This window comes from Povalibacter sp., assembly GCF_036735925.1.
Lineage (GTDB): Bacteria > Pseudomonadota > Gammaproteobacteria > Steroidobacterales > Steroidobacteraceae > Steroidobacter.
Window position 1 is genome coordinate 1 of sequence record NZ_DAINNK010000117.1, and the last position, 11079, is coordinate 11079.

Genomic DNA, 11079 nt, shown 5'->3' on the forward strand with positions numbered 1-11079 from the left:
TCGATGCGAGCCTGCTGTCGGACGAAGCCGGCAAGGGAGACAGCGCCAACTTCACTGGCGCCTTCGTCGGCATGTGCTGCCAGGATCTCACCGGCACGCGGCGCTCGGCGGACTTCCGGCGCTTCGCCTACCGGGAGCGGAAGTTCAGCGAGACGTTCGATGTGTCGCGGCCGTTGGTGGCGGATACGGTTGCCTGATTCCTGCGCCCTCCTCCGACTGTGGGGCCGGCTTCAGCCGGCCTCTTTTCAGAAGTCAGGCTAAAGCCTGACCTACAGAAACCCCCATCCTGTTCAGCCTCATCTCAATTGTTGCAATCCCTGGTTCCCCGACGTCGCCGTCACCGTCGTCATGGGCGAAATGTATTGCCCGCCATTGCCGGCCGAGTGCTGGATCTTGATCTGGATCGGATAGCTGCTGCCGACGACGATCGACTGTTCCGTGATCGTGCGCTGCCAGCGGGTGCCGACCTTCGTGCCCGACACACAGTGCTCGCCCAGGCACAGATAGTTCCAGCCGCCGCTCCAGCCCGCATCGTTGAAGTACAACGTCGCGACGCCGCCAGTCACCTCGATGCCCTGCGCGCTTCCTCCGCCGCCGGATGCATTGGTCGTGACACCGAGCGCTGAACTCTGCGCAGAGCAGTTGCCGGCGGCATCGCAGGCACGCACTGAATAGCTGTAAGTGGTGCCCGCCGCGAGACCCGTATCCGTAAACGTCGTGACCGTCGGCGAGGCGATCCGCACGCCGGCGCGGTAGACCTCGTACTTCGTGACGGCGACGTTGTCGGTCGCTGCATTCCAGGCCAGCGCGATGCTGCTGGTCGTCGTTGACGTGGTGCGCAGGCCAGTGGGAACCGTCGGCGACGTGGTATCGGTTCCACCGCCGCCGCCTGCACCCGTTGCCACCACGGTCGTCATCGGCGAGATGTATTGCCCGCCGCTGCTCGACGCATTCTGGATCTTGATCTGGATGGCGTAGCTGGCGCCGATCGCGATGGTCTGCTCCGTGATCGTCCGCTGCCAGCGGCCGCCGACTTTCGTGCCCGACACGCAGTGCTCGCCGAGGCACAGATAATTCCAGCCGCCGCTCCATCCGGCATCGTTGAAATACAGCGTCGCGATACCACCGCTTACTTCGATGCCTTGCGCGGCCGACGAGCCCTGCTGGGTGGTTGCGATCAGCGGCGTACTCTGCGCAGAGCAGTTGCCGGCAGCGTCGCAGGCGCGAACGGTGAAGGTATACGTCGTCGACGCACTCAATCCTGTCGCGACGTAGTTCGTCGCCAGCGGCGAACCCACGAGCACGCCGTTGTGATAGACGTCGTAACGCGCGATGCCGACGTTGTCGCTCGATGCACTCCAGGCGAATGCGATCTGGCTGCTCGTCGTCGACGTCACCTGGAGATTGGCGGGCACCGTCGGCGCCTGCGTGTCGCCACTGCCGCCCGAGCCGAAGCCGAGCGTCGCGAACAGCGAACTGCTGCCGGCTAACCAGCCATTGCCGGAAATCTGCGCCAGCCATTGCGTGCGTATCAGACTCTGTGCCTGTACGCGCGAATCGCCCCAGTAACCTTCCACGGGTCCGATGCCGTCGGTCGGATTCCATTTCCACTGGCTATCCCAGTCGGCATTGATGTAAGCGAGTCCGCGCACCACGTCCGCGTTCGTATCGATGATCGAGAACAGCGTGGCAAACCATTCGTTCCATATCTGTTGCGCGGAGCGGCTCTGCTTGTTCGAGCCGAACGCGCCGTCCGCGCTGTAGGTGAGAGCGCCGATGTCGTAGCGCTGCGGCGCGGCTTCCGCGATCAGCAACGGCTTCGCGCGCGTGCGCGCTAGCGCGATCATGTCGTTGACGTCGACCCAGCTGCAGTCCTGCGGCGTGAAGTAGGACAGGCCCATCCAGTCGACATACTGATCGCCCGGATACCAGTCCAGCGTCTGCTGCACACTGATGCCGTCCGCGCAGTACGTCGCCGTCTGCCAGATCATGGCGATGTGATTCTGCGCGTTCAGCGCGCGAATGCGGTTCCACACCTTGATCCACCCGGCCTTGAAGTCCGCCGGCGGATGCGCGTTCCAGGTGCCTTCGACTTCGTAGCCCCAGCGCAGCAGCACTGGCCGGTTCCAGCTCTTCACGGTGTTGATCAGCGTATCGAGATTGGCGTCGTACGCGCCGTTCGCGAACGCCGTGGCGTGACCGTTCAGTGCAATGCCCAGCACCACCACGCTGTTCGGATACGTGCTCGCCAGGTTCGCTGCATTGTTGATCCCTGCGCCCCAATCGGCATTGGTCGTGAGACCGGCGAGCGTGTCGATGCCGGTATAGCCGGTCACGCCGGCGGGCACGACACCGACGCTGCTCACGTAGTTCGCGATGCTGCCCGTGTCCTGACCGATGATCAGCAGCCGCTGACCTGCAGGAGGCTGGAACACCGCGGCCGTCGTCATCGCCGGCAGCACACAGCAACTCAGGGAGACGATCAGTCGGCAGAGAATGGCAATCGCACGCATGGCAGTTCCCTCGCGATGGGAAGCGGCAGAGCCCGGTGGCCCTGCCGCTTCGGAAGACTTACAGCGATTCGACGAACTTGACGATGTTGGCCCGATCCGTTGCGCTGAGCGCGTTGTACTGCGCTCTCGACGTCGCCGCGGCGCCATCATGTTTCTGGACCGCCGCGTCCACAGAAGTCGCCGAGCCATCGTGCATGAAGCGCAGCGCGCGGCCGTTCCTCTGCAGCAACGCGATGTTGTGACCGAGCCCCCACAGCGGCGCGGTGCGGAAGCTGCCGCCGTTCACGTTCCACGTCTTCATGTCGGTGTAGGGCCGGATTTCCAGATTGCGCAGATGCGTCGGCGCCGAACTGCTCGTGTACTGAACCGGCGTGTGGCAGCTCGCGCAGCCCACCTGCCCGAACAGCACATCGCCCTGCGCGACGCCCGGCTGGTCGTACGCACCCGGATCGCGGTTGGGCACGGTGAGCAGCTCGATGTAGGACGTCATCAAGTCGACCGCGCGCACCGGCACTGCCGACACCTGCACGTGATGATCGTCGACCAGCGCGTTCTCCACCTGCTGGCGCAAGGTCGTCGCCGAACCGTCCCAGGTGAAACCGGCCTGACGTCCCACCATGACATCGAGCAGCTTCACGCCGTACACCGGCGGCGGCAGACGCGGACCCTTGGCGGTCTGGATGACTTCCGATCCGCGACCATCCCGGAAATGACACGACCCGCAGCTGCGATCGCCGATGCGCACGTCCGGATCGTCGAACAGCGACGAGCCGCGCTTGTTCGGATCGATACCGTGGAAGATGTGATGACCGACCAGGAAATCGTCGATCAGGTCTTCCGTGTGCACGGTGACCATCGGTTGAGTGAACACGGCGTTGTGTTCCAGCGCACTGTAGGCGCCGGTGTCCGACACCCACATGGTCGTGCCCGCCTTGCCGGCCGACTTCAGACGCGGATCGCCGTAGCTGCCCCAGCCGTAACCGACCGTGTAGTACATGAAGTCGTTGTAGGTCTGCGCGCTTTCGCGGCCCGCAATCGCAGTGATCTCGAACTGGATCACCTGGCCGTAGCTGTAGATCCCGCCGAAGCCGGGGTTCTGTTCGACCGCGAAGAAGTTCTGGCCATTGACCGCACCGGCATCGTTGCGCAGCGACTCCACCCGCAGCACGCTGCCGGAAATCGCGTAGTTCAATTGCACATTGCCCGGCGAGTCATTGACCCACAGCGTGTAACGATCCAGATCGCGGATGCGGATGGCATTGCTCTGGTTGTCGATCACCGCGGCGGTGATGCCGTCGTGCGAGATCGGATGGCGCGGACGCATCCAGTTCGCCGAGCCATCGACGAACGGTGTGTACGCAGCAGGATTCACGCGTGCGCCCGCGGTGGTGAACAACGCGGTGTAGATCCAGCGCGAAGAGAGCGTGTTGTTGAGCGGGTTCGGATGCTGGTAGCGGAAGAAGTACGTGTACGTCCCTGTGCACGGAATGGTCGCGGTGCCATTGACCACCGACGCTTTCTGGAAGGTCGCATTGCCGTTCATCGAGCAATGCATCTCGAGCCCGGAGTCGCCCGGCGTACGGACCGAGCCGGCGACGCCCGTCACGTTCTGCGGTCCCCAGCGCCAGGTCAGCGTGCTGCCGTTGATGTCGAACGCGAATCCATGCGACGTCGGCGCAACGCCGTTGATGGGTGTCGGCAAGGCGGCCGGCGGATTCGCGCGCGGCGGCGGTCCGACGTTGTGATCCGAGTACGAGTTGGACGTCGTGTCGACATTGATCGGCACGACCGGCGTCGTGACATTCAGCACTGCCGATTGCGCCGAGCAATTGCTGGAGTCGTCACAGGCGCGCACGCGGAAGGCGTACGTCACTCCGGAACTGAGGCCGGCGATCGTCGCCGTCGTGCCCGTCGGCGAAGCAGCCAGCGTTCCATTGCGATAGACGTCGTACTTCGCGACCACGCCGCCGAGGTCGGTCGAGGCCGTCCAGGCGAGCGCGACGGACGTCGGATTCACCGCCGTCGTCTGCAGTCCCGCCGGCACCGAGGGCGCCGTGACGTCCGGCACGAACACCGGCGTCGTCACGCTCACTGGCGCACTCTGTGCGGAGCAGTTGCCGGCCGCATCGCACGCGCGAACGCGATAGGTGTAGGCGGTCTGCTCGTTGAGTCCGGTGTTGACGAAGGAATTCGTCGTCGGCGACCCGACGGCCGTCGCACCGCCGTTGCGATACACGTCGTACTTCGCGACGCCCTTGTCGTCGGTCGACGCCGTCCAGGTGAGCTGCACGGCGTGTCCGTTCTGCGCGGTCGCCTGCAATCCCGTGGGCACGCTCGGCGCCGTGACATCGGGAGACGCACAGGAACTGGCGATCGATGCGCCGCCAGCAACATAGGTGATGGGCTGCGCACCGGTGAGGCACTGGCCCACGGTGTTGTCCTGCACCTTGAATTCGATGGAGTAGCTCGCGCCCGCCGTCACGGTAACGGATCGTTCGAAGCGTCCGTTGCTCCGCGTTCCAGGCGAACACGCGCCGTTGAGGCACAGGTAGTTGAACGACGCGGTCCAGCCTTCGTCGACGTGATACAGCTTGCCTGCGCCGTCGATACCGAACTGCCCTGCTCCGCCGCCACCGCCCGGCGGCGTCGATGCGCTGGTCGTGCCGGACACCGGCGATGACTGCGCCGAACATTCATTGGCTGCGTTGCAGGCACGCACCGTGTAGCTGTAGGTCGTGCTTGCGGCAAGGCTCGTGTTCACGAGCGAAGTGCCGCTCGGCGATGCGACGAGCGAGCCGCCGCGATAGACGTCGTAGCGCGTTGCGCCGCCCGATGCGGTCCAGCTCACGGTCAGGCTGGACGAGGTGGCCGATCCGACCGTGAGTCCCGTCGGCACGGCCGGAGCGCCCCCACCACCGCCGCCTCCCGCCGCTGTCGCCGTCACGCTGTACATCGGCGAGATGTATTGGCCGGTGCCGTTGTTCTGGATCTTGATCTGGATCTGGTAGGTGTTGCCGACAGTGATCGACTGTTCGGTGATCGTGCGCTGCCAGCGCGTGCCGACCTTGCTGCCGGCGATGCACGACTCGCCGAGGCACAGGTAATTCCAGCTGCCTGTCCAGCCGCCATCATCGAACCAGAGCGTGGCCGTGCTGCCATTCTTCTCGATGCCCTGCGCGGCCATCGCGGCCGCCGGTGCAAATAGAAACAGTGCGCAAACGGCTTTGAGAATGAACCCGCAACGAAGCGACGCGCCGGCGCCGCAAAGGTGATCGACGAGCTTCATGCCAGCATCCCCCGAATGGCGGGACTGCCGCGTTGCAATCCCGTGCGTTGTTGGTAAACGTTTACAGCGCGCTGTGTAAACGTTTCCTCAGAGCATGTCAACCGGGAGTCGCCGAAGAGATGTCAACGGTTGACAGCTCAATGTCGCCAACCCAGGGCACTGCATCAGGTGCGGATTGCCGCTGTCTTTCTTCCTGTGGGGCCGGCTTCAGCCGGCCTTTTTTTCGGAAGTCAGGCTGTGACCCAAGGAAATCCCCGCGGGAAAGCCTGACCTACAGCAGAATAGACACCAATGCAGTGCCCTTGGGACTAAACCGTTTCCTCGACGACGGCTTCGGCGGCGCGGCGCTTCACGATCTGCGGACGGCGCGGGCCGGTCGATCCCCGCCTGACGATCTCGAACGGCAGGATGCTCTCGCCCGCCGCTGCCGCGGGTTTCACCGCCATGTCGAGCGCCCGCGCAGCCATGGCGGCCAGCGGTATGCGTACCGTGGTGAGTTCCGGCGAACAGCGCAGTGCGATGGCGTGATCGCCGAAACCTGCCACCGAAAGCTGTGCCGGCACATCGATGCCGCGGCGCTGGGCCGCGAGCATGGCGGCCGCGGCCAGAAGATCGTGACTGCACACGAACGCGGTAATGCGCGGATGCGCATCGAGAAGCCGGCCGCAGGCCTGCATCCCGGCGTGAAATGATCTGGCCACCGAATCGGCGACGACCCCCTGCACTTGCGCATGACCGGCGATCGCCGCCTCGAATCCGCGGCGCCGTGCGTCGTCGGCGCGGCCGGCCGCAGCGGCGTCGATGAAAGCGAGTACATGATGTCCCTGGGAAACGAGCTCATTCGTGATTGCACAGGCCGCCGCGAATTCGTCGATGCGGACGCACGGCGAGCATGCCGCCGTTTCGACGGCGATCCTCACGAGCGGTATTTCGACCTGCTGCAGCAGTGCCTCGGACCGGCTGCTCAGCGGCGACACCACGATCGCAGCACGCAGGCTGTTGCACAGACTGCGCAGACGCGCCGCGCCGGCGATCAATTCGACTTCACATGGCACGATGCGCACGCCGAGCCGCTGCGCGGCGCGTTGCGTGGCAATCAGGACGGGACCGAGTTCGTGCGCCATTTCCGGCCCGTACAGCACACCGATGCTCGGCGTTGCGCCCCTGACGAGCTGGCGCGCGGACAGATTCGGCACGTAGCCCAGGATCCTGGCCTTCTCCATGACCAGGGCGCGGGTCGCCGGCGAGGCGCTGCCGGTGCCGCTCATCACCCGCGACACGGTCATCTTCGAGACCTGGGCAAGCCGGGCGATGTCCACGATGGTCGCGACCGAACTGGTGCGGCGTTTGCGTCGGCTCACGACCCCTCCTCCACCCGCAAGTTGAGGCGATTTGCCCGTGCGTGGCACTTGCCGGCAGGCTGCATTATGGCCCAGAATGAAAACGTTTACTCCAATTCAAAGTCAACACAGGCAGTCGGGGGGATGGTGAAACTGGCATCCGCTGCGTTCATCGGGGCGCTCGGCGTAGGCATCGCATGCAGCGCGGCGTCCGAGCCGCAAACCCGCTTCGCACCGCCGGCCGACCGTACGCTGCTCATCGTCGGCCAGGAGCTGGGTTCGGTTGCCGACTACGTGCAGCACTGCACGCAATGTCCAGCGCCGGCGGGCGTCACCACCTATCTCGGCTTCTACGATCTGCTGAGTGCAGCCGACGGTTTCGGCGGACTGGGCGAGGATGCCGCCGGACACTCTGCGCCCGACGCCGACTGGGGTGCCGGCGCCACCAGCGCGGCTCGCATGCTCGCGCAGTTTCCGGATGCCGCGCTGGTCCTCGGACTCGACATCTCCAACGGACGTCGCAAGGACGGACTCGCGCAGATCGGCCACGGCCTGCACGACGACAAGATCGAACGGCTCGCGACCTTCCTGCGTGCCGCGCAACGGCCGGTGTTCCTGCGCATCGGCTACGAATTCGACGGCATGTGGAACCAGGGCTACGAAGTGCGCGCCACCTACATCGCCGCCTATCGACGCATCGTCGATGGCCTGCGCGCGCGCCAGGCAAACAACGTCGCCTTCGTCTGGCAGGCCTCGGCCTCGCCCATCGACGACGTGCTGGAACACGGCAAGCGCGAGAAGCTGCGCGACTGGTATCCCGGCGCGGCTTATGTGGACTGGGTGGGCCTGTCCTGGTTTCTAAGGCCCAAGGCTCAGCCGGGTGCGACGCGCACGCGCGTGCCCGACCAGCTCGAACTCGCGCAGGAAGTGCTGGAATTCGCCCGCGCCGCAGGCAAGCGCGTGATGATCGCGGAGTCGACGCCGCAGGGATACGACCTCTCCACGCTGACGCGCTCGAACATCTCGCCCATCTGGGACGGCGCGCCGCACGCCGACACCGTGAAGCGCAGCGCCGATGAAATCTGGGCCGAGTGGTACGAACCGCTGCTCTCCTTCATCGATGCGAACCGCGCGCTGATCGGCGCCTTCGCCTACATCAATGCGCGCTGGGACGATCAGCCGATGTGGGCGGCGCCCTATGCCAGCGGCTACTGGGGCGATTCGCGCATCCAGGCCAATCCGCGCATCCAGGAACTGTGGTTGACCGAAGTGCGCCGCGCCCCGTGGCTGCACGGCGGCCCGGCACTGTTCACCACGCTCACTGCTTCGCAAGGACAACGATGACTCACGCTGCCGATGCCGCTTCCCGCGACGCCGCCCGCCGCACGATCGTGCTTGCCACCATCGTCGCGCTCGGCGGATTTCTCTTCGGCCTCGACGCATCGGTCATCTCGGGGGTCATCGGCTTCATCACACCGGAGTTCGGTCTGAATGAATGGCAGATCGGACTGGTCGTCGGCGCGCCGACCCTGGCCGGCATCGCCTCCTCCGTCGGCAGCGGACTGTTGAGCGACTACGTCGGCCGCAAGAAAGTGCTGATCGCGCTGGCTGCCCTGTACACGCTCTCGTCCGCGGCAGCGGCCATCGCGCCCAACTATGAAACGCTGGTGGCCGCGCGCTTCATCGGCGGCTTCGCCTTCGCCTCGCTCGGTATCGCGCCGATGTACATCGCCGAGATCGCACCGGCGGAGCGACGCGGCCTGCTGGTGTCCTTCAACCAGTTCAACATCATGATCGGCTTCTCGGCGGCCTACTTCGCCAACTACTTCCTGCTGCACGCGAGCCAGGGCGATGCGCAGTGGGTCCAGGCACTCGGCATCGACCGCTACACCTGGCGCTGGATGCTCGGCATCGGCGCACTGCCCGCGGCGATCTGGCTGGTGCTGCTGCTCGGCATTCCGGAAAGCCCGCGCTGGCTCGCCGTCAAAGGCCGGCTGGCGGAGGCGCGCGCGGTGCTGGCGCGCATTCGCGTGGCTGCGCAGGTCGATGCCGCGCTGGAAGAAATCCGCAGCACCACGACCGAGGCGGCCGGTTCGCTGTCCTCGCGGCTGCGCCAGCTCTTCAAGCCCGCCATGAAACTGCCGCTGGCAATCGGACTGATCATCGGCATCGCCCAGCAGGTCACGGGCATCAACGCCGTCTATTTCTATGCGCCGAGCATTTTCGAACAGACCGGCGTCGGCACCAACGCGGCCTTCGCGCAGGCCATCCTGATCGGCATCATCAACATCATCTTCACCGTGATCGCCATGGTGCTGATCGACCGTCTCGGCCGCAAACCGCTGCTGCTGCTCGGCCTCGCCGGCGTCATCGTCAGCACCTCGTTGTGCAGCTACGGATTCAATCAGGCGCGCTACCAGCTCACGACGGAATCCGTCGCGAGTCTGCCTGCCGACATCGATCGCGAGCGGCTCGCGGCCGTCGTGAACGTCGAATACGCCAATGACCTCGCCTTCAGGGAAGCCGTGGGCAATGCGATCGGCCAGACCGCGCTCCGCAAGCACGAGGCGCAACTGATCCAGGCGTCCGTGCACATCAATCCCCACCTGGTGCTCGCCGGCATCCTCGGCTTCGTCGCGTCCTTCGCACTCTCGCTCGGTCCGGTGATGTGGGTGCTGTTCTCGGAGATATTCCCGAACCGCATCCGCGGCATCGCCATGGCCTTCGTCGGCTTCTTCAACAGCATCGCCAGCTTCGCGGTGCAGTTCCTGTTTCCCTGGGAACTCACCAACCTCGGCAATGCCTGGACCTTTTCCATCTATGCGATTCTCGGCGCGGTGAGTCTGATCCTGATGGCCTGGCTGCTGCCGGAAACGCGCGGCCGGACGCTCGAACAGCTCGAAGCGGACTTCGCGGCGCGCTGACATGTCGATGCGCAGGATCCGCTGGGGAATACTGAGCACGGGCCGCATCGCGCATCAGTTCGCGCAGGATCTGTCGCGGGTCGACAATGCCGAACTCGTTGCCGTGGCGGCACGTTCGCGCGAGGCAGCCGCGGCCTTCGCCGAACACCATCACATTCCGCATGCACATGCGGGCTATGCAGCGCTGATCGCCGACCCGCGCGTGGATGCCGTCTACGTAGCAACGCCGCACACCCTGCATTTCGAGCACAGCGCCGCCGCGCTGCGCGCCGGCAAGGCGGTCCTGTGCGAAAAACCGCTCACGACCTCGGCGGCCGAATGCGCGGCGCTGATCGACGTGGCGCGCAGCACCGGCGCCTATCTGATGGAAGGCATGTGGACCTACTTCCTGCCGGCCGTGCGGACGGCGCAGCAGTGGGTCGCGGCAGGCCGCATCGGACGCATCCGCCACATCAAGGCGGACTTCGGCTATCCCCTGCTGCCGTACGATGCGAACCGACGCGAATACGACGCCGCACTCGCCGGCGGCTGTCTGCTCGAGATGGGCATCTATCCGATCGCGCTGGCCTGGCTGTTCCTGCAGCAGGATCCCGCGTCGATGCAGGTCGTCGCACGCCGCGCGCCAAACGGCGTCGAAGACGATGTCGTGATGACGTTCGACTACGCCGATTGCGTCGCGACGCTGGCGACGTCCTTCCGCGCCAAGCTGCAGAACTGGGCGTACATCATTGGCGATGAAGGCTACATCGCGATTCCCGATTTCTGGCGCGCGCACGAATGCATGCTGTATCGACTGGATGAACGCATCGATCACTTCGATGACGCACGCAGCACGCTGGGTTTCGACCATGAAGCGCAGGCCGTGAGCGATGACATTCTGGCGGGACGGCGCGAGTCGGCGATCGTGTCGCTGAGTGACAGTCTGAGATTCCAGCAGCACATCGACGCGGTGCGAGGATCGTTCTTCCTGTAGGTCAGGCTTCAGCCTGACTCCTCAGAGGCCGGCTGAAGCCGGC

Annotated in this window: 6 protein-coding genes and 1 pseudogene; 4 read left to right on the forward strand and 3 right to left on the reverse strand. The window is 65.2% G+C overall.

Annotation, left to right across the window (positions count from 1 at the left end; all coding sequences use genetic code 11):
- Positions 1–197: pseudogene (locus V7D81_RS21755) on the forward strand (glycoside hydrolase 43 family protein); the annotation flags it as partial.
- 99 nt (positions 198–296) lie between these two features.
- Here the strand turns inward: V7D81_RS21755 and V7D81_RS21760 are convergent.
- From V7D81_RS21760 to V7D81_RS21770, 3 genes are all read right to left on the reverse strand, one after another.
- The gene (locus tag V7D81_RS21760) at positions 297–2513 is read right to left on the reverse strand and encodes a family 31 carbohydrate-binding protein (RefSeq protein ID WP_324320264.1); all 2217 of its coding nucleotides are present in this window, start codon (positions 2511–2513) and stop codon (positions 297–299) included.
- 58 nt (positions 2514–2571) lie between these two features.
- The gene (locus V7D81_RS21765) at positions 2572–5799 is read right to left on the reverse strand and encodes a family 31 carbohydrate-binding protein (RefSeq protein ID WP_324320266.1); all 3228 of its coding nucleotides are present in this window, start codon (positions 5797–5799) and stop codon (positions 2572–2574) included.
- Positions 5800–6107: 308 nt separating this feature from the next.
- Positions 6108–7160: a LacI family DNA-binding transcriptional regulator gene (locus V7D81_RS21770; protein WP_324320268.1), complete on the reverse strand. Its 1053-nt coding sequence runs from the start codon at positions 7158–7160 to the stop codon at positions 6108–6110.
- Positions 7161–7286: 126 nt separating this feature from the next.
- On the opposite strand from V7D81_RS21770, the gene V7D81_RS21775 reads away from it, so the two are divergent.
- From V7D81_RS21775 to V7D81_RS21785, 3 genes are read left to right on the forward strand one after another with little or no spacing between them, the layout of a single operon-like run.
- On the forward strand, positions 7287–8483 hold the full coding sequence (locus V7D81_RS21775; protein WP_324320270.1) for a glycosyl hydrolase: 1197 nt from the start codon (positions 7287–7289) through the stop codon (positions 8481–8483).
- Positions 8480–10063 (forward strand): MFS transporter, encoded by a 1584-nt coding sequence (locus V7D81_RS21780; RefSeq protein ID WP_324320272.1) that lies wholly within the window; start codon positions 8480–8482, stop codon positions 10061–10063. Before V7D81_RS21775 ends, V7D81_RS21780 begins: the two co-directional genes overlap by 4 nt.
- Before the next feature lies 1 nt (position 10064).
- Positions 10065–11036, forward strand: a complete 972-nt coding sequence (locus V7D81_RS21785) for a Gfo/Idh/MocA family protein (RefSeq protein WP_324320274.1) — start codon at positions 10065–10067, stop codon at positions 11034–11036.
- The last annotated feature ends 43 nt before the right edge of the window (positions 11037–11079 follow it).